Here is an 18,596-nt window from a genome sequence, read left to right on the forward strand (position 1 = left end):
GGACCTGGGCGCACCTGGGGGCGGAGGGCGGGGCGGCCGTGACGGGCGCCGTGGCGCGGCCCCAGCAGGCCGCGCCGGAGGTCCTGGCGTGCCGCTTCGAGCGACACGCGCGCGCCGCCTTCTCTTTCGGGTCCTCCGCCACCCTCGATGCCCCCACCGCTCCGGGCGCCGAGGACCACTTCCAGGGGCACCTGAGCTGGGTCGTCGTCGAGCCCGCGCGGCCGGGACACCCCGCGCTCCTGAGAGCGGGCTTGAGCTCCGTGGTCCTCGCGCAAGCGCTCTCCCAGGAGCGGGTGAGCGCCGTGGAGCTCGAGGACAGCCCCTTCTACGTCCGGGTCGACACGCGGTGCCGCTTCGTCGGCATCGGCTTCGCTCCCCACTGGAGCGGCGACAGTCGCCGCCTGGTGCGCACGCTGCTGGAGAGCTTCGAGTTCGTGCTGCCGGGCGACGACTCCACGCGCTGGCGCGTCGAGCAGCGTGACGGGGTAGGGGCCTACACCGCGGAGTACCGCCGTGACGAGGCGCGGGACGGCGAGACGCGCATCACCCGCACCAAGCCGCGCTACAGCCTCGACGACACCGTCCGGAGCCTGGGGCTGCGCCTGCAGGTGCTCGGCGCCAGGGCCGAGGCGGACTTCGACGCCGCGCGTGGCGGTTGGATGTGGCGGGTGAAGGGGCAGGAGACGATTCGCATCCACCTCCCGGGGGAGGCACCCCAGGGCTTCACGCACCGGTTCCACCTGTCGCGTGAGGACGGGGTCTTCGTCTCCGTACGGGACTCGGTGGCCCCCGAAGCGGCGGACTTCGCGGTGGTGTCCGGAGCGGACGTGGGGAGCGCGCCGGTGGATGCGGCGCTCGTGGCGCTCGACAGGGGCGCGGCGCGTGCCCGCTTCCTCGCCTTCTTCGACGAGGGCGCGAAGGGGGCCGTGTTCCCCGCGGCGCGCTTGCTGGCGGGATGGCTGCGCGCGCACCCGGAGCAGAGCGCCCTGCTGCTCGCCGACCTCCGGCGCGGCGAGATCGACCAGGTGGCGCGCGCCGCCTTCTTCCTGGCCTTCGAGCTGGCGGGCACCGAGCAGTCCCGCCAGGCGCTCGCGGACGCGCTGGTGAGCCGGGACCTGTCGGCGCTCGACCGCAGTCGGGCGGCGTCCGCGCTGGCCGACCACGGCGCGCCGTCGCGGGCCGCGGCGGACGCGTTGCTTGCCCAGGTCCGGGAGTCGGACTCGCCCATGGTCGCGAACGTGAGCCTGCTCGGGCTGGGGAGCATGGCGGGGCGCACCCCGCCTGGTGCCCCCTTGCACGAGGCGCTGCGCGCGACGCTGCGCGAAGAGCTGGCGCGCGCCGCGGGCACCCACGACGAGCTGGCCGTTCTGGACGCCATCGGGAACAGCCGGGACGACGGGTTCCGGGACGCGCTGGAGGCGCGGCTGAAGTCGGAGGCTCCGGCCCTGCGGGGGCGCGCGGCCGAGGCGCTCGGGCGGCTGTCGCACGAGGTCACCCGTCCGCTCCTCGTGTCGCAGCTCGAGCGCGAAGAGAGCCCGGGGGTGAGCGCCGTCATCTTGCGGAGCCTGAGCCACCTGGCGCCTGGCACCGAGCTCGACCTGACGGGGGCGGAGCTCGCCCTGGCCGGACGGAAGCTCGCCGGCTCCGCGAGCGTGGAGGAGCGGGCCGGCGTCATCGAATGGGTGGGCCGCGCCCGGGGGCAGCGCGAGGCCCGCCGCGTCCTGGCCGCCCACTTCCCCCGGGAGCCGAACGTCCGTCTCCAGCAGCGCATCGGGGCCTTCGTGACGCCCGGCGAGCTGCGCGAGTTCATGCGATGACCTCCTCACGGACGCGAGCCCTCGTCGTCCTCCTCGCGTCCGTGGGGCTCGTGGCGTGCGCCGGGGAGGCCGAGGCTCCCCGCGCCGCGCTCGAGGAAGATGCGCCCCTGCTCACGGCGGGGCCCGTGGTCTTCGGCGCGGACGGGCTCACGCCGCCGCTGTCCATCCCGCCGTTCGCGGGAGCGTCGGTCGCGCTGTGGGCCACGGCCGAGCCGGGGGGCTGCTTCTCGCTCGCCTCGCTCGTGGACTTTCAGGGCCGGCGCTGGGTGGACAGGCGGGAGGCGGGGCCCTACTGCCTCGACTGCGGGGTGCGCACCTCCCTGGCGCAGGAGGAGGCGCTGTTCGTGCTCTCCGGCGGCGGGGGCTTCGCGCCGCACGAGGGCTTCACGGTGCGCTTCGGGCTCATGGCGTGTGAGACGCTCACCCCGTCGAGCCGTGGGGCCGCGCCCCGGCTCCGCCTGGAATGGCGGCCGCGCCCGGAGGCGCCGACGATGCGCGGGCTCCTCCGGCTGCGCTTCCTGGTGTCGCGACACTCCCTGCTCTTTCGACAGCCCGGGCGACAGCGCGAGCTGCTGGAGCGCTTGAATGACGAGCTCGCGGAGGCGGGCCTGGGGGTGACGCTGGCGGCGAGCGTCGAGCTTCCGGACGCCGCTCCGGAGGCGCGCTTCTGGGTGACCGAGCTCTCCGAACTCTCGGCCCTGGTGGCGCGCGCGCCGCCCGCGTTGGACGCGACGGTCGACGTCGTCTTCGCCGGGTGCCTCCGGTATGACGACCCCTTCTTCGGGCCGCCCGTGTCGGTCGAGGGCTTCACCCCTCGCGTGGGAGGTGGCGCGGGTCCGGCGTCGGCGGTCTTCATGCCCGGCCTGCGCTGCGACGGCTTCGGCGCGGACCCCACGAACGCGCCCGTGGAAACCTCCGCGCGGGTGCTCGCGCACGAGCTGGGGCATTTCCTGGGCCTCTACCACTCCGTCGAGACGGACGGCACACCGGACCTCCTGGACGACACGGGGGAGCAGAACATCATGAACCCCCACCCGAGCCGGGCTGGCGCTCGTGGCTGGAGTCCCTCACAGCGGCGACAGATGCTGAGCCACCCGTGGGTGTCGCGGATCTCCGACCCCGAGTAGCCGCCTCGGGGGGCATTCGCCGCGCCCGTCCTGGAGGCCGAACGGCCCCTGCCCGGCGCCTGGCGACGCGCCACCTCGGCGTGCTGTCCGAGGTGGGCGTCTGGATGTCGACAGGGCGCCGGTCAGAAGAAGGTGTGGTTGCCCCACTTGTACTCGGGGCTCTTGTCCGAGGGGACCCGTCGGTCGAAGTCCTCCAGTTCCAGGCGGAGGACGCCCGTCTCCCACAGCGGGAGGTCCGTGAGGTCGCCGACGGCGTCGTCGTCCCAGTCCTCGGGCGTGTTCATGTTGTAGTGACGGAAGAGCGTTTCCCGAATCCTCCTGGCGCCATCCCCATGGACGAAGGCGCTCAGCTCTCCGTCGTAGACCATGCTCCGATAGGAGAAGTTCGCGGAGCCCACCACGGCCACACTGTCGTCGAAGAGCGCCAGCTTGGAGTGGATGTAGATGGCCGTCCGCGCGCTGTTCATGCTCGGGCGTCGGACGGGGGCGTAGAACCGGATGCCTCCACGAAACCCCTGGAGCTGGAGCAGCGGGCAGGTGAGCTCCGCGCCGTTCTGGGGCTGGCACGAGAAGGCGTCGGTCTCCAGCCAACGATTGGTGACGGTGGACGTCATGCTCCGGAGCGTGCTCCAGGCGTTCATGCTCTCACTCACCCCCCATTTGGAGCAGCGCTCTCTTTCCACGGTACGGCCCTTCGCGGTGACCGCGTCGCAGCTCGCCAATGCCAGCTTGGCGAAGGAGATGTAGTTCAGGTAGTCGAAGGGGTAGGGATTCTCCTCGTAGGGCATCGGCACCATGATGATGACGATGGGGGGCCTGGGGCCCCGCAGGCGCGTGGCCAGCGCCTCGACGAGCGTCGGGTCGCTGAAGATGTAGTTCTCGAAATAGATGTAGCGCCTCGCGGCGCGGATCTGCTCGACGAGCAGTGACTGGATGTCGGCGGCGCGGCCGCCGTAGCTCTCGGAGCTGGTCGTCGCGATGACCACGTCCTCGTATCCGGGGGGCTGATCCTCCAGCCGTGCCTTGGGTTGGCTTTCGTAGTCCTTGGGGTCGGCGACGGGCGTCGTTCCCGTGCCTCGGTTGTTGAGGAGCTGCGTCTTGTAGTAGCGCTTCCTCCAGCGCCGGAGCCATTCCTCCTCGACGACGACGGCCGCGGGGCCATCCAGTCGGAGGGCGGAGTCATGGACGGTGCGACCCAAGGGGGCTCCGCCCATGCCTCCTTTGTGACGCCCTTCATGGTTCTCGGTATCCCAGTAGAAGCTAGCCAGATTCATGCCGCCCACCATCGCGGTCAGCAGGCCCTCGATGGACCACAGGACGAGCTTCTGGTGGACCGACGAGCCGTTCCACCCGTTGTAGATCTCCATCAAGACCTCGATGGAGCCGCCGCTGTCGTCCCGCCCGCGGTAGCCGCCCAGCGCGTTCGCCGTCGCCAGGTTGGTGTTGTAGATGCCCTGGCTCAAGCCCTTCTTCTGGAAGTGGATGTCCAGTTGGGCCGGGCACCACATGATGAGCTGGACGTGGTGGCCCGCGTCCGCGACCGCCTTGAGCTTCTCCTCGAGGGTGATTTCCTCGGGGTGTCGGATGAGCAGCAGGTCGTGCTCCACCTGCCAGAAAGCCAGCCGCACGTAGGTGTTGGGGGCGGGCTCGGAGTGCTCGACGGCGTCCAGCGCGTCGAAGAGGGTTCCGAAGAAGTTCTCGCCGTCGAGGATGAGCTCGGTCGTTGCTGCCTGGGTCTGTTTCTTCATGCGGTGCGCTGCTCCTGGGGATGGAGTGCGCACCGGATGAGCAAGGCCTGTACCAGTTCCCTTCACGTGTGCGTCGCAAGCCGCGTCCTGGCGGGCGCCGCGGATTGGACGGTCGGGAGTGGATGCAACGTGTCCGCCGTGGCGGGAGGCCCGTGACCCGCCGATGGGCAGGTTTCGTCCCGGGCGCTACTTGCTGTCGAGCGTGAGGACGGCGTCCCAGTCGTCCGCGGGGGGCGCCTCCAGCAGGGCCGCGCAGCGGTCCGCGAGGCGGGCGGAGGGCGCGTCCAGCAGCGAGGCCTCGAGGACGTCGCGGGCCTCGGCGAAGCGGCGGGCACGGTAGAGGGCGAGTCCCTCCGCATAGCGCGAGAGGTGGGGCGGTGGGGTCATCGTGGCGGGGCCGACGAGCTCGAAGACGCGGACCGGCTGCTGCTTGCCCTTGACGCGCAGCAGGTCCAGCTCTCGCGTCAGGACGACGCCTCCGGCGGAGCGCACCGTGTCCTCGGCCACGAGCGTGCGGGTGCCGAACACCTTCGCGGCGCCCTCCAGGCGCGAGGCGAGGTTCACCGTGTCGCCGATGACGGTGTAGTCCTGCGCCGCGCTCGAGCCGAGGTTGCCCGCCACGCCCTGGCCGGTGTTGATGCCGATGCGGCAGTCGAGCCGTGGCAGGCCTCGGGCCTCGAACAAGGGCGCCAGCCGCTCCACCACCGCCACCAGCTCCAGCGCCGTGAGGCACGCCCGCGCCGCGTGGTCCTCTTGCGGGAGCGGCGCGTTCCAGAAGCACATGATGGCGTCGCCGATGAACTTGTCGAGCGTGGCGCCATGCCGGGTCAATACGTCGGTGGCCTGCTCGAAGTAGGTGTTGAGCAGGGTGACGAGCTCCTCGGGGCTCAGCCTCTCGCTCATCGACGTGAAGCCCACCAGGTCGCTGAACAGCACGGTGAGCATCTTCCGCTCGCCGCCCGGCGCGGCCTTCTCCGGGTGCTTCAGCAGCTCGTCCACCACCTGGGGCGCCAGGTAGCGCTTGAAGAGGCCCTTGATGTGGTCCCGCTGGCGCATGCCGCCGACCATCTCATTGAACGCCTGCGCCACGCGGCCCGCCTCGTCGGAGCCACGGACAGGGACCTCCACGGAGAGGTCTCCCAGCCTCACCCGGCCCGCCGCGGCCTCCAGCTCGACGAGCGGCGCGGCCAACCCTCGCGCCATGAAGACGGCCGCCGTCAGCGCGAACAGCGCGATGCCCAGCGCCGCGGGGACCAGCCACCGCCGGAACCGCTCGAGGATGGGGTTGATCTCCGCGTCGAAGTCCCGCAGCACGAACACCTGCCCGATGGTCGAGCCGTCCACGCCGCTCAGCGTCGCCTCGCGCATGAGGTAGTGCACACCTCCGACGTCCACGTCCTGGGCCTGCCCTGGACGGGGCGCGCGCTGCTGGAGCAGCGCTCCCAGGGGGAGCTGGGAGACCACGGCGCCGTCCTCCGCCCGCACGGCGAAGCGGGCCCGGGTGTCCCCCATCCGGGCGCTGGGCGCGCGCGGGGCCAGGGGGTCTCCGAGCAGCACGTCCCCCACCCACTGACCCGAGAGGAGCACGCCCACCAGCTCCCGGCCGGACGCGAACGCGGGTTGGGCGTGGACGAGCAGCAGGTCCGTCTCCCGCAGTTGCTCCGGCGCGACGAAGGCGAAGGGGAGCTGGCGCAGCCGCGCGGGCGACCAGAGCGCCGACGCGGGGACACCCCGCAGCGCGGTGGCCAGCAGGGGCAGGCTCGGCGCTTCGTCTCCGTAGCGCTCCGGCGCGGCGTGGGTGTAGACCAGCCGCCCGCTCGCGTTGAAGAAGGCCCAGGGCGTGGGGGCGTCGTCCACCGAGCCGAAGACGTCCGTGTCCGCGGAGGTGATGACCTCGCGGGCCAGGCGGAACCCGTCGCCCTCCGTGCCCTCGTCCCCCAGCCCCGCCGCGGCATCCTGGGAGTTCACCAACAGGGACATGTCCTTGAACGAGCGGTCGCGCGTGTGGGCCTCCGCCACGTCGCGGATGCGCTCCTGGCTGGCGCGCGCGAGTTGCTGGAAGGCGTCCAGCGTGCGCTCCAGGTCGGTGGAGATCTTCTGCTGGGCGGAGGACTCCACCGCGAGCGTGGTGAGCTGGAGCGCGGCGACGACGGAGGCTCCGGCGAGCGCCATGAACGCGAGGATGAGCTTGCGCGTCAGCGTCACGGCGCTAGGGCTCCTTGCCGGCGTAGTCGGCGCGAGGCGTGTACTTCTTGCCGTGCTTGTCGAGGTGGGTGTCGTCCGCGCGCGTCTCCGTGAGCTGGAGCGTGGCCCGCGCCACCCCGCCTGGCTCCACCACGACCTCCGCGCGGGCGATGTCGCTCTTTTCGTCCCGCCGGTGCACCGCGAAGAGGGGGTGGCGCCCGGGGGGAACGCCCTTCAGCTCGAAGCGCCCGGCCTTGTCCGTCACGGCGTAGGCGCGGTTGGGGACCACGACGAGGGTCGCCACCATCTGCTCGTGGATGTCGCAGTAGACGTCGATGATGCCCGTCTTGTTGAAGGTCACGACGTAGGTCTCTCCCGGCCGGTTCTTGCCCGCGTCGAAGCGGCGCGCCACCGAGCGCGAGAAGACGTTGTGCAGCACCACGTCCTTGTTGGAGAACTCCACCGCCTGCCCCGCGACGATGGGCAGCACCGACGGGAAGAAGGTCTTGTCCCGCTGGCTCATGCGCGCCACCTCGGTGGGCGGCGGGTCCGTGTAGCCGGTGAGGTAGACGACCACGCCGGAGCGGTCTTCCTTCGCGATGGCCTTGCCATCCGGCCCGACGACGGTGATGACGACCTCTCCCTGGACGCGGCCCGACTGCGCGTGCGCGACAGGGGCAGCGACCAGGAGCGCCAGGAGCAACGGGTTCATCAGAGCGCGACCGCCCATATGAGCCTCGGCATGAAGCGTGGGGTTTCGGGGGCGACCGCCGTCACGCCGACGAGCGTCCCGGCGGTCACCCACACCCGCCCGAACGTCCACGCCACGCTCGGGCCGACAAAGAAGTGGACCTCGCGGCCCGCCGACTTCAAGCCGACCTCGCCGAAGGTCTCCAGCGACAGGCGCAGCTCGTCCGCGACCAGGGAGTGGGACACGCCCGCGGACCATGTCCCGAGGATGCGCACGGGAGCATCGCTTCCACGCAGCCCAGGGATGCCCACCTGGGTGCCGAGGTCCAGCGCGACACGCAGCCCGCTCTCCCACTGGTACGAGCCGACGAGGTCCACGTCCACGCGCGAGGCGGTCCCCGTGTCGATGGCCTGGTGCCAGACGCCCCGGATGAGCGGCTGGAACGCGCGGTCATCTCCCCTGGGGAAGAGCCGGTAGCGGAAGTCCGCCTCGAAGGACTCCAACTGCGTGCCTTCCCGGGTGGAGCGGACCTGGAAGGGGATGGCGAGCTCGAGGTGCTGGCTCAGCCCGAGCACGGGGCCCCACCATATCCAGTAGACAGACGGACGCTCCGGGACGTCAGGGGAGCGGCTGCGAGCCCACAGCCACTGCTCCAGCTCCACGTCCCCCTTGGGAACGATGTCGGTATCGAAGGTCCAGATGAAGGGCCGGCGTCCCGCGTGCGCCGGGGGGGCCCAGGCCAGTCCAAGCACGCATGTCACCAGTGCTGCCCAGCGGGTTGCTCGCATTCCCTCTCCCCACCCCACTCCTGCCCGGGGTGCTCCGAGCGTCCAGTATCACACGATGAGGTCGCCTGGTTCATGCGGGGGACTGCCCCACCCTGTCGTACCCGGCCAGCGCCACCGCGACGCCGACGAACATGAACGATGAAGCTTGCAGCGGCAGGGGGGCGTGAACTGGAGCCTCTTGATGGGCAGGAGGCTCGCGCCATGGGCACCCGCGGGCGGGAGGGTGCCCGTGGCACGGAAGATGTCGGGGTACCCGGAATCGAACCGGGACCGCTCGCTTATCAGACGAGCACTCTGCCTTAGAGCCATACCCCGTGAAGCAGAAGTCTGTGATTGCGGTGCGCGGCCAGCGGCCACGCGGGTGGGGCATGGGGACGCTGGGAGTTGAACCCAGCGGGCCCTGTCGGGCTCGGGCTCTACAGGCCCGCGCGTCTTCCCTAACGCTCTACGTCCCCGGGAGAAGTGGGCCCTGAAAGCCGAGAGGCCGGGTCCCCTGATTGGGAGCCCGGCCTCTGCATGGCTTGGCGCTTGGAAGACGGCGCGCGAGCGTTAGCAGGGTACGGGCGGGTGGCCGTGGAGGAGACCGAAACCGAAAATGGAAATCGAGGCGGCGCCCACATGCGAACGGGAGGCGGCGTCGAGCTGGGTCCAGAGGTGGCTGCGATAGCTGAACTTCACCGGGCTCGTCCGCTTCATCACCGTCGTCATGGTCACCGCTCCTTTCAGGGGGGAATCTACGGCGGGGATTTTCGTCCCTGACAATGGGCGAGTTCCCCCCCCGGAAGTCCCAGCTTCGTTATGTCACGGCGAAGACCCGGCTATGGGAATGCAACACTGCACTCCAGCAGCAGTGGAGTATCTACCAGTCCGGCTTTGAGCAGATCTGCCCCTGGCCGGGCTGTTGAGGCATCAGTTGAGGATCGAGACCGGCCGCGCGCCTTCCCTGTGTCGCTCTACGCCCTTGGAAGAAGTCGGGCCCTGAAAGCTGAGAGGCCGGGGCCCCTGGATTGGGACCCGGCCTCTTCGTGTCCTGGTGCCAAGGTCGGAGTACGGGAACATCTGACGCGCCCCTCTACCTTCACCACGTTGCACAACCCGTTTCGGCTCCTTGACGTGGATTCAGAGACAAAGACTCAGCTCGCGGCGCTCACCGTTCAACTGTGGGCGCGGCACCCCGTGCTACTTCGACCCAGCGAATTCTTCTGTGCGTGAGCAAGGACCCTCCCGGGGCTTCTCCCAGGGAGGCGATTCCTTGCCCGATACGGCGGACAGCTGACCCGGCGGATTGCGGCCGGAGCTGGAACAGGTCCCTGGCGTTGCCGTGGATGATCTTGCGTCGGTCGAGCTCGCTGATGGGCGCGCTCGTCCAGCTCGCGCGCCAGCTTCAGCAAGGGAACGCGGCGGAGGATTGGAGGACGCGGATGCAGGACTCCTGCACCGCGTCCCAGGCATCCGCCTCCCGCTGAAGCAACGCGAAGGCCCTCCGGTACATGCCAGGGGCGTACCGGTCGTACAGGGCCTGGACCTCCCTGGCGCTCAACCCTGGCGGCATCTTCACACCCATGGACACGCGGGCTGGGACCTCTGGGATATTTTTTTTCGCGAAAGAGTGTCGGGGCGGTGTCTCGTGACCCTCGACGGGGGAGGGCTGGGTGCCAATACTGCGGAAATGCTCACGCTCTATGGCTTTGGCCGTGTCAACTCGAAGGTGGTGGGGCTCACGAGGGATCTGCGGGCGCTGTGGGCGCTCGAGGAACTCGGCGTGCCCTATCGGGTCCACGGGGTGGACCATCCCGCGGGGGAGCTCGGGAGCGAGGAGTTCCGGCGGATGAACCCCTTTGCCCAGGTGCCGGTGCTCGACGACGAGGGCTTCGTGCTCACCGAGTCGGGCGCCATCCTGCTGTACCTCGCGGAGAAGACGGGCCGGTTGATTCCCGCGGACTTCCAGGGCCGCGCCCAGGTGACGCGGTGGTGCTTCGCCGCGCTCAACAGCGTCGAGCCTCCGCTGTTCCAGTTGGTGATGATCGACCTGCTCGGCGCCGCGGACCCCACGGGCGCGCAGCGGCGTCCCGGGGTGGTCCAGTATGCCGAGCGCGTGCTGGGCGCGGTGGAGGTCTGGTTGGGTGACCGTCCGTATCTCGCCGGCGAGGCGTTCACCGTGGCGGACATCCTGATGGTCACCGCCCTGCGTGAGGTCCGCAACGCGGGCGTGTTGGAGCGCTTTCCGAGGGTCTCCGCCTATCGCGAGCGCTGTGAGCAACGGCCCGCCTGGCAGCGGACGCTGGATGCCTATGAGCAGCGGCTGGGCGTCCCGGCGGGCAGCGCGCGTTAGCTTCTCGCCGCGGCTATCATGACGTGAGCACCCTGGCGCGATGCTCCCTCGCGAGGGAGCGGACCTGCCGACTGAGCGAGGACAGCCCTTGGAGTCACGACACCTCTCCGCACCCGCCTGGTCGGCGTTCAAGTCCTGGCTACTCAAGTTGACCGGCGTTCCTGTCTCCCGTCTCCGGCTGCTGACGGGGGGCTGTCCGGCGGAGGAGCTGCCCGCGCTCGCGAAGGAGCTCAAGCGCGTACGGGCCGACTTCAAGAAGCGCCCCAACGAAGTCTCGGCTCCCGCGGACGAGGGCCTGCGGAAGGACTACGCGGCGCTCGGCGTGCCCTGGTCCGCGTGGAGCGAGGTGGCGAGTGAGGTCCAGCGTGACTTGAAGCGCAAACGTTACGCGCACTGGGCGGGAGTGGATGCGCTCGAGTTCCCCGAGGGGCCTGCCTTCGGCGACCTGGTGACCGCCGTGTTGTTCGGAGGCGTGGAGCAGGCACGCGCCCATCTGCTGCGCCGCGCGGCGCTCGCGGCGGGCTCTTTGGAGGCGCTGTGGTGCCGTTGGCTCGGAGGGGAGCCGCTCGAACCCGGGACACTGCGCGCGTTCGCGGGCGCACCGGAGCAGCTCGCCGAGCCTCTCTACACGCCGGGCATCGAAGAGGTGTTGCCGCTGTACTTCGTGGAGCCCGACGCCAGCCGTGCTGAACGGGCACTGGAGGTCGCCGAAGGTAAACTGGGGCAACCGCTGTCGGACTTCCTGCGCTCCCTGCTCGGCCTCTGGAGGAAGGAGACGTCGACGGAGGAGGTGAGGGCGCGCTTCGATGCGCTCGTGGCGTCCGTGACTCCCTCGAAGGTCTCCCAGCTGTGCGCGCCCGCCTATCTGTACGGTCGCTACGTCGAGGCGCTCCCGGCTCATGCGTTGATGGAACAGGTGGGCTCGCGTCTCGAGCGCATCGCCGTGCCCGCCAAGGTCGCGGACGTCGAGCCCGTGATGGAGGCCCTCACCGCGGTCGAGGAGTTGACGGCGATGGGGCTGGGCCTGCGCGTGGAGCAGGAGCCTGGGAAGGTCCTCCTCTCCGCGCAGGAGCCGGAGACGAGGGGCGGGGACGAGTTCCTGTAGTGCTCGTCCATAGATGATGACTATCCATCCATTGACGACGCGGGATTCACGGTGAGCGGCGGCGAGGTCTATACGTAGACCCATCACGAACGCGCTGAACGCCGTCTGCTCTCACCGCGCTTCGTGACCACTGGACCTTCAGCGCGCGGTCCACGTCCCTGCTGGGACGGGGCCGAGCCATGTCCACTTGCACGAGGGTGAATCCATGACGACGCAATCACAGAAGGCCGGGAACGTTCACGTGGGGCTGCTGGTCCGCCTGGAGGCGAAGGCGGGCAAGGAGGCCGATGTGCAGCGGTTCCTGGAGGGCGGTCTGCCCGTGGTCCAGGCGGAGCCGGCGACGGCGCAGTGGTTCGCGCTTCGCCTCGGTCCCACCACCTTCGGCATCTTCGATACCTTCGCGGACGAAGCGGGCCGGCAGGCGCACCTCGCGGGCAAGGTCGCCGCGGCCTTGATGGCCCAGGCCCCGGAGCTGCTCGCCCAGCCCCCGTCCATCGAGAAGGTGGATGTGCTCGCGGTGAAGCTCTGACCGACAGCGCCTTCAGGCACCTGGGCGCCCGCGTCCCGCGCTGTCCAGCAGCGTGCGCCAGAAGAGCTTCGCCGCGGGAGGCGCGGTCCGGTCTCCCGAGCGCATCAGGGACACGGTGCGCTGGAGCGCCGGGTCGACGAGCGGCCGCGCGGTGGCGGAGCCCTGGGCGTGCAGGATGGAGTGCTCGGGCATGAATGCGAAGCCCACGCCCGCGGCGACCAGGCTCTGAACCCACTCCTCGCGCTCCGTGCGATAGCTGGCGTACAGCGCCACCTTGCGGGACGTGCACAGCGCGCCGACCTGTTCGCGCATCTCGCAGGAGAGCCGGTCGATGTAGGGTTCATCGGCCAACGCCGCCAGGGGAACGGTGTCCTGCGCGGCGAGGCGATGTCCGGGTGGGAGCACGACCAGGTAGCGCTCTTCATAGAGGGGCGCGACGACACACCAGTCGGGCGTGGGCGCGGCGGCGTGGGTGATGACGAGGTCCACCTCGGCCTCCTCCAACTGCTGCACCACCGTGTCGCGCGTGCCGATGCGGAGCTCGACCTCCACGCCGGGCGCGACGGCGCGAAACGCCGCCAGGTCGCGGGCCAACCGCGCGGGGCCGATGGTGTTCAGCACGCCCACGCGGAGGGGCACCTGCTTCAACCGACGGTGGTTCTCCGCGATGAGTGCCACGCTCCGGTTCTCATCCTCGATGCGCTGGAGCCGGGGGAGCACGCGCCGGCCCAGGGGCGTGAGCTTCGCGCCGCTCCTGTCTCTCAGGAGCAGGGGCCCGCCCAGCTCGCCCTCCAGCTTCTTGATGGCGGCGGTCAGCGTGGGTTGGGACACACGGCAACGCTCCGCCGCGCGCGTGAAGCTGTGGGTCTCCGACACCGCCAGGAAGTACCGGACCTGATGCATCTCCATGCGGCGCAGGCTCGCTCTTCAGTCGCGCGCGGGCAAGCCGTCAGCTGCGATGGAGCGTGCCGTGAGAAAAAGAACCGGGGGCAGGCTTTGCACCTGCATCTGCGGAGTCAGAGTCCGCCATCTTTGCTGGTTGGACGACCCCGGTAGGGTTTGTTGCGTGAGGCGAAGCGGGCGACGGGATTCGAACCCGTGTCGACGGTATGGGAAACCGTCATCCTGCCGCTGGACGACACCCGCGTTGCTGCGCTTCCAACGAGCTCGCGGGGAATTGACGGCGGAGGAGTTTCATCCCTGACTCCGCCCTGTCTTCCCCGCGCCTCGTCACGTCCCCGCGGTGGGGATGACGGCCGACAGGTTCACCAGCGTGTCGCGTCGGGTGCCGTGCTTGACGAAGTCCTGGATGCCGCGAGCCAGCGTCGCGGCCAGCAATCCCAACAGCGGCAGGTGCGCGCCGCCCTCGCAGGTGGCCTGTCCGGCGCTGTCCTCGGCGTCCGGCCTGAAGCGCTCGTCCCAGCGCACCAGTCCGAAGGTGCCATCCGCGCTCACCGCGCCGTGCACCAGCGGCTTGCCCGCCTCCCGAGCGAACCCGGAGAGCACCCGTCGGCTGTCCTGGTTGTCGAAGCAGTCCACCACCAGGTCCGCGCCGCCGCACAGGGCCGCCACGTTGTCGCGGGTGACGCGCACGCCGAAGGACTCCGCCTTCACGCCGTGCAGGTTGAGGAGCTGGAGCTTGAGCGCCTCGGCCTTGTTCTTCCCCACCGAGGGCTTCACGTGGGCCTGCGCGAGCAGGTTCTTGGACTCCACGCGGTCGAAGTCGATGAACACCAGCGTGGCCTCCAGGTTGCGGCACAGCACGGCCGCCTGGGAGCCGATGGCCCCCACGCCACAGAAGACGATGCGCATGACGTCACCTCACCGCGCGCCGAAGGGGACCTTGGGGCGCAGGTAGATGCGCTCGTCGCCGCGGGCGCCGCGGAAGCGGTCCACCATGAAGTGCTGGAACGCGTCCTCGCGCAGGTGCGCCAGGTGCAGGCCGGGCACGCCGCCCGAGCGCACCATCTCCGTGGCGATGCGGCGCACGTCGGCGTCGGAGATGGGGCGGTCCAGCTCCACCGGCACGTCCGCGGACATGCCGTCGTAGGTGATGTTCAGCGTGGCCATGGGGGGCTCCTCGCGGGGCCCTCGTGGGACGCGGGAGCGCGGCCGACGGGGTGGCTCGCGGGACGCGGGCGGGCGCGGCTTCCTGACCGTGGGCGCCCAGGCGCTGGAAAGACGAGGGCCGGACTCCGCCGTGGAGACGGAGCCCGGCCCTCGGGGGCCGCGAGGGGGAGGGTCCTCGCGGCCGGATGCCTACTTCGCGCCTTCGCCGCTCACCGTCGTCGGCGAGGGCTCGGGCGGGGTGCTCACCGTGGGGGTGAGCGGCAAGGCGCCGATGAAGCCTGAGTACGCCATGCGGTTGGGCGTGCACTCACCCGCGCTGCGCACCTCGCCCTCGGTGGCGTTCGCGAACAGCGCGCTGGCGACGGCGTCGGGGGTGGCCTGGGGGTTGAGCTCCAGCCAGAGCGCGGCCACGCCCGTCACGTGCGGCGCGGCCATGGAGGTGCCGCTCAGCACGCGCGTCTGGAAGTCGCCGTAGTGCCAGGCGGAGGTGATCTTGTTGCCGGGCGCGAAGACGTCCACGCAGTCACCGTAGTTGGAGAAGTGGGCGCGCTTGTCGCTCGTGTCCGTGGCGGCCACGGTGATGGCCTCCGGCGCGCGGGCGGGCGAGTGCTTGCACGCGTCCCCCGACTCGTTGCCGGCGGCGAGCACGTAGACGACGCCCGACGCGATGGAGCGGCGCACCGCCTCGTCGAGCGCCGGGTCCGTGTCGGTGCCCAGGCTCATGTTGGCCACGGCGGGCGACTTGTGGTTCTTCGTCACCCAGTCCACGCCCGCGATGACGCCGGCCGTGGTGCCGCTGCCATCACAGCCGAGCACCCGGACGGAGTGCACCGTGGCGTTGCGCGCCAGCCCGTAGGAGCTGCCCGCGGCGGTGCCCGCCACGTGCGTGCCGTGGCCATGGCAGTCATTGCCCTTCATGCTGTCGCCGATGGCGTCGAAGCCGACGGAGGCCCGGCCGCCGAACTCCTTGTGGGAGAAGCGCACGCCGGTGTCCAGGATGTACACGTGCACCCCCAGCCCGGTGGCGTTGTACATGTAGAGCTTGTCGAGCGGCAGCTGCCGCTGGTCCACCCGGTCGATGCCCCACGTGGGCCTGGGCTGGCTCTCGCGGATGGACACCACGCCGTTCTCCTGGACGAAGGCCACGGCGGAGTCCTGCGACAGCGCGCGAGCCTGCTCCTCCGTCATCCGCGTGGCGAAGCCGCGCACCGCGTGCTCGTACACGGAGAACGCGGTGCCTCCGTACTTCGTGGTGAGGCCCTGGGTGAGCTGGGCCACGGCGAGCGGCTCCAGGCTGGCCTCGGGCTCCTTGAGCACCACCACGTACTCGCCCGGTACCTTCTTGCTCACCTCGACGAACTTCTCCCGAGGCGGCGCGAGGAGCGCGGCGGTGGCCGTCGCGTCCCTGCAGGTGGGCCGGCTGCTCGAGCAGCCCCCCAACAATGCCAGTCCACCCATGGCCAGCGTCATCGCTGTCGTGCGTCGATTCATGGCTCATCCCCCTGCACTGGGTCTCCCCGAATGATACGGATGGACTTGTAAGTCGGCTTAATCCTGATTGTGTCCCGAGGGATGAGATGGGCGTCTGTCATTGAACGAAGCGCGGAATGCCGACATGGGGGCGTATTGCCTACCAGGGGCGCGCGGTGGTTCCCCACCAATAGAGGGAGGCCTCCAGCGGATGCTGGTGTGGTTTTTCGAGCATCGGACGGATGCCCATCTCCCGCGCGGTGTTGCGCAGGTCCGCGTGCCAGTCCTGATGCTCCGGGGACAGTCGCGTGGCGGCGAGGGCCAGGGCGCTGGCGCCCACGGAGTAGCCGCCCTGGAGCAGGAGGCCACTGGCGGAGTCCTCCTTGCCCTTCACGCCGCGAGGCCATTCCCGACAGGCCGCGAAGGGGAGCAGGGCACCTCCTGGGTGGTCACAGTGTCCCTTCACCAGCGCGGAGGTGAAGGTGGCGGCGGAAGGGTGCGCGCCCATGGCCAGGAAGGCGCCCGTCCACGCCAGGGTGGTGCCGCGAGGCAGGGGCTCCACGGGCTTGCCCCGCGCATCGACCTTCGTGGGAAAGCCCGAGGGCAGGGCCGCGAGCTCCACCAGTCGGGCGGTGAGGCGCTCACCCATCGCGAGCGAGGCCGCGTCGCCACGCAGCCGTCCGTGCAGGAGCAGCCCCGCGGCGGCGGGCGCGCTGTCACACGGCCAGATGGACTTGCCGAAGGAGGGCAGCAGGAGCTGTCGTTCCAGCGCCTCGACAAGCTGGGCGGCCAGCGCGTCGAACAGGGCGGTGCTTCGCGCGTCGGACACGCCCGCGCGCTCCATGCCCGCGAGCATCAACAGGACATAGCCCCGGTACAGCACGCTGCGCGGGAGCGAGTGTCCCTGGACGACGGTGACGCCGTCCCGCAGGAAGGGCGCGCGGGCCCGTGTGAGGGCGTCGTCGAGGAGCGCCTTCAGGCGCCTGGGAGTCTCGGGCAGGGGGCTCCCCGCGAGGGACTTCTGGACGAGGATGAAGGACAGGTGTCCGTCACACAGGAGCTGCGCCTCCACGAAGCGGCGGCTCGCGTCGCCCAGGAGTCGGGGCTCGCAGCCTCGCCCGAGGATTCTCCGCTCCAGTTGCGCCAGGGACGGGGCCGACGGGGCCTCCGTCGGTGGGGTGTCCGTGAGGCCGGCCTCGCTCGTACCGAGCGCGAGCAGGAGCAGTGGCAGGAGCGGGGAGGGCATGCGTCCCCCAGGGGAGCATGGTGGCGCCGGGCCGTGGGCGACGGGGTCCTCACCGGTCGCCGAGCCGGTGGGAGTGGTCGCTCCCACCGGCTGGACGGCGTGGCCTCAGGGGCCTTCGCGTTGGACCTTCAAGTCACTGAAGCGGCCTTCACGCTCCAGCCGCCAGAGGTCTTCATCCGTGACGAAGGGCTGGCCGAGCAGCTCGCGCGCGCGTTTGACCTTCGCGAGCAGCACCGGGTCCAACACGGGCGTGCTGTTCTCGCGCGTGGGGCGGGGAGGCGGTCGCATGATGGAGAAGGTCCCCCGCGCGGGATGTCCATCCTCGGTGGTTCCCTCGAGCAGATAGGTGACGTGTGTCACCGAAGCCTCGGCGCGGGTGTCGAGCGCCACGGGGACCTCCACGTCCTGGCCCACGGGGAGCAGGTCCACGCCCAGGCTCACCTCGGCGGTGTCCTCGGGAAGCGGCGGTGCCTCGGCCTCCGGGACGAGCGAGCGCAGCGCCGTCACCCGCTCCAGTCGCACCGGACGCTTCCAGCGATGGGACAGCTGGAAGGTCTGACGGACCACGCCCTGCGCGTCCTCCACGGGGAAGCGCGGCGAGCCCACCGCGAGCACCGTGACGATGCCTTTCTTGGCGAAGTTCTCGAACGTCGTATCGAGGAGTTGGAGCGAGGAGCGTCCCGCCGCCTTCTTCCCGGACGCATCGAACGCCTCCACCTTCACCAGGTGCTGCGAGTACAGCGCCGCGGGCCGCATCGGGTCGGGGCGCAGCGAGTGCGTCACCCGGGGCGCGCTCGTCGTCACGGAGTGACGGTCGTCGAAGGTCCAGACGAACTTCACGGGTGTGAAAGGCGTGGGCGCGCCGCCGGTCCGGGGACGCTCCAGGATGCGCGCGAGGAACTCGAACTCCTCCTCCGTGTTGGGCGCGCGTCGGGAGAAGATGTCCACCTGCCGCTCCGGCTCACAGTCCTTCACCGTGTACCGGGGCACGCGCGCCTGGGTGGCGACGTTGTCCTTGCCGAACACCGTCACGGTGGGCAGCTCGTACGTCCCATCCGCCATCCGCCAGACCCGCAGGGGCACGCGCATGCCGCTGCCCGCGCCGATGGTGGCGTGCAGGTGGGTATCGTCTCCGTCCGGCGAGTGGGCGCGGACGCTGATGAGGTTGTCCTCGCCGGAGCAGACCTCCCGCTTCTCCACCGTCACCTCGTCGATGATGGGCGCGGGGACGCGAGGCGGAGCGGTGGGCCTCCGCGCGTGCTCGGTTCGCGAGGGCAACACCGCGGTGGTCCGCACCTCGGCGCGAGCGGGCGTGCCGTCGAGGACCGGAGAGGGCTCGGGGGCGGGGGGTGTGTCCGTCTCGTTCGAGCGCAGCACTACACCGGCCAACAGCGCCGCGATTCCCAGTCCGAGCATGAACGTCCTGCGTCTGCGCCACCGTGAGGGTTGCGTGGGAGTCATCCAGGGCTCCTGTCGATTCGAGCGACGC

The 18,596-nt window shown here is 70.4% G+C and carries 17 protein-coding genes and 4 tRNA genes; 5 read left to right on the forward strand and 16 right to left on the reverse strand.

Features of this window, described 5'->3' with window-relative positions; all coding sequences use genetic code 11:
• Together FL311_RS44100 and FL311_RS18505 are read left to right on the forward strand one after the other, a co-directional pair.
• The coding region (locus FL311_RS44100) for a HEAT repeat domain-containing protein (RefSeq protein WP_194869252.1) at positions 1 to 1,817 on the forward strand (1,817 nt) is incomplete at its 5' end.
• Positions 1,814 to 2,944: a M43 family zinc metalloprotease gene (locus FL311_RS18505; RefSeq protein WP_141326605.1), complete on the forward strand. Its 1,131-nt coding sequence runs from the start codon at positions 1,814 to 1,816 to the stop codon at positions 2,942 to 2,944. The genes FL311_RS44100 and FL311_RS18505, both read left to right, overlap by 4 nt.
• A 122-nt stretch (positions 2,945 to 3,066) precedes the next feature.
• Here FL311_RS18505 and FL311_RS18510 read toward each other — a convergent pair whose 3' ends face one another.
• The 8 genes from FL311_RS18510 to FL311_RS18540 all read right to left on the reverse strand — a co-directional run bounded on the left by FL311_RS18510 (position 3,067) and on the right by FL311_RS18540 (position 9,925).
• Positions 3,067 to 4,692: a phosphatidylserine/phosphatidylglycerophosphate/cardiolipin synthase family protein gene (locus tag FL311_RS18510; protein WP_141326607.1), complete on the reverse strand. Its 1,626-nt coding sequence runs from the start codon at positions 4,690 to 4,692 to the stop codon at positions 3,067 to 3,069.
• A gap of 186 nt (positions 4,693 to 4,878) precedes the next feature.
• Complete coding sequence (locus FL311_RS18515; RefSeq protein ID WP_141326609.1) at positions 4,879 to 6,897, reverse strand: adenylate/guanylate cyclase domain-containing protein; 2,019 nt, start codon at positions 6,895 to 6,897, stop codon at positions 4,879 to 4,881.
• Between the two features lie 4 nt (positions 6,898 to 6,901).
• Positions 6,902 to 7,588, reverse strand: coding sequence for a carboxypeptidase regulatory-like domain-containing protein (locus tag FL311_RS18520; protein ID WP_228556941.1), 687 nt, complete (start codon positions 7,586 to 7,588; stop codon positions 6,902 to 6,904).
• The gene (locus FL311_RS18525; RefSeq protein ID WP_228556942.1) at positions 7,588 to 8,319 is read right to left on the reverse strand and encodes a hypothetical protein; all 732 of its coding nucleotides are present in this window, start codon (positions 8,317 to 8,319) and stop codon (positions 7,588 to 7,590) included. Before FL311_RS18525 ends, FL311_RS18520 begins: the two co-directional genes overlap by 1 nt.
• Positions 8,320 to 8,599: 280 nt before the next feature.
• Positions 8,600 to 8,670, reverse strand: a tRNA-Ile gene (locus tag FL311_RS18530).
• Between the two features lie 54 nt (positions 8,671 to 8,724).
• Positions 8,725 to 8,810 (reverse strand) — tRNA-Tyr (locus tag FL311_RS18535).
• 94 nt (positions 8,811 to 8,904) lie between these two features.
• Positions 8,905 to 9,063, reverse strand: a complete 159-nt coding sequence (locus FL311_RS44105) for a hypothetical protein (protein WP_194869253.1) — start codon at positions 9,061 to 9,063, stop codon at positions 8,905 to 8,907.
• Positions 9,064 to 9,739: 676 nt separating this feature from the next.
• The gene (locus tag FL311_RS18540; RefSeq protein WP_228556943.1) at positions 9,740 to 9,925 is read right to left on the reverse strand and encodes an RNA polymerase sigma factor; all 186 of its coding nucleotides are present in this window, start codon (positions 9,923 to 9,925) and stop codon (positions 9,740 to 9,742) included.
• A 99-nt stretch (positions 9,926 to 10,024) separates the two neighbouring features.
• Here FL311_RS18540 and FL311_RS18545 point away from each other — a divergent pair, with 99 nt between their 5' ends.
• From FL311_RS18545 to FL311_RS18555, 3 genes are all read left to right on the forward strand, one after another.
• Complete coding sequence (locus FL311_RS18545; RefSeq protein ID WP_141326615.1) at positions 10,025 to 10,687, forward strand: glutathione S-transferase family protein; 663 nt, start codon at positions 10,025 to 10,027, stop codon at positions 10,685 to 10,687.
• Between the two features lie 148 nt (positions 10,688 to 10,835).
• Positions 10,836 to 11,792: a hypothetical protein gene (locus FL311_RS18550; RefSeq protein WP_228556944.1), complete on the forward strand. Its 957-nt coding sequence runs from the start codon at positions 10,836 to 10,838 to the stop codon at positions 11,790 to 11,792.
• A 205-nt stretch (positions 11,793 to 11,997) separates the two neighbouring features.
• Entirely contained in the window at positions 11,998 to 12,321 is a 324-nt protein-coding gene (locus tag FL311_RS18555) for a putative quinol monooxygenase (protein ID WP_141326619.1), read from the forward strand.
• A gap of 12 nt (positions 12,322 to 12,333) precedes the next feature.
• Here FL311_RS18555 and FL311_RS18560 read toward each other — a convergent pair whose 3' ends face one another.
• The 8 genes from FL311_RS18560 to FL311_RS18595 all read right to left on the reverse strand — a co-directional run bounded on the left by FL311_RS18560 (position 12,334) and on the right by FL311_RS18595 (position 18,568).
• Positions 12,334 to 13,230 carry a LysR family transcriptional regulator gene (locus tag FL311_RS18560; protein WP_141326621.1) on the reverse strand — a complete coding sequence of 299 codons (897 nt, stop codon included), beginning with the start codon at positions 13,228 to 13,230 and terminating at the stop codon, positions 12,334 to 12,336.
• A 72-nt stretch (positions 13,231 to 13,302) separates the two neighbouring features.
• A tRNA-Gln gene (locus tag FL311_RS18565) sits at positions 13,303 to 13,375 on the reverse strand.
• Positions 13,376 to 13,396: 21 nt separating this feature from the next.
• Positions 13,397 to 13,467, reverse strand: a tRNA-Gly gene (locus FL311_RS18570).
• Between the two features lie 84 nt (positions 13,468 to 13,551).
• Entirely contained in the window at positions 13,552 to 14,133 is a 582-nt protein-coding gene (locus FL311_RS18575; RefSeq protein WP_141326623.1) for a ThiF family adenylyltransferase, read from the reverse strand.
• 9 nt (positions 14,134 to 14,142) lie between these two features.
• Complete coding sequence (locus FL311_RS18580) at positions 14,143 to 14,391, reverse strand: hypothetical protein (RefSeq protein ID WP_141326625.1); 249 nt, start codon at positions 14,389 to 14,391, stop codon at positions 14,143 to 14,145.
• A gap of 189 nt (positions 14,392 to 14,580) precedes the next feature.
• Entirely contained in the window at positions 14,581 to 15,882 is a 1,302-nt protein-coding gene (locus tag FL311_RS18585; protein WP_141326627.1) for a S8 family peptidase, read from the reverse strand.
• Between the two features lie 139 nt (positions 15,883 to 16,021).
• Entirely contained in the window at positions 16,022 to 17,107 is a 1,086-nt protein-coding gene (locus FL311_RS18590; protein WP_228556945.1) for a hypothetical protein, read from the reverse strand.
• 105 nt (positions 17,108 to 17,212) lie between these two features.
• The gene (locus FL311_RS18595) at positions 17,213 to 18,568 is read right to left on the reverse strand and encodes a hypothetical protein (RefSeq protein WP_141326629.1); all 1,356 of its coding nucleotides are present in this window, start codon (positions 18,566 to 18,568) and stop codon (positions 17,213 to 17,215) included.
• Between the last annotated feature and the right edge of the window lie 28 nt (positions 18,569 to 18,596).

This window comes from Myxococcus sp. AB025B, assembly GCF_006518215.1.
Lineage (GTDB): Bacteria > Myxococcota > Myxococcia > Myxococcales > Myxococcaceae > Myxococcus > Myxococcus fulvus.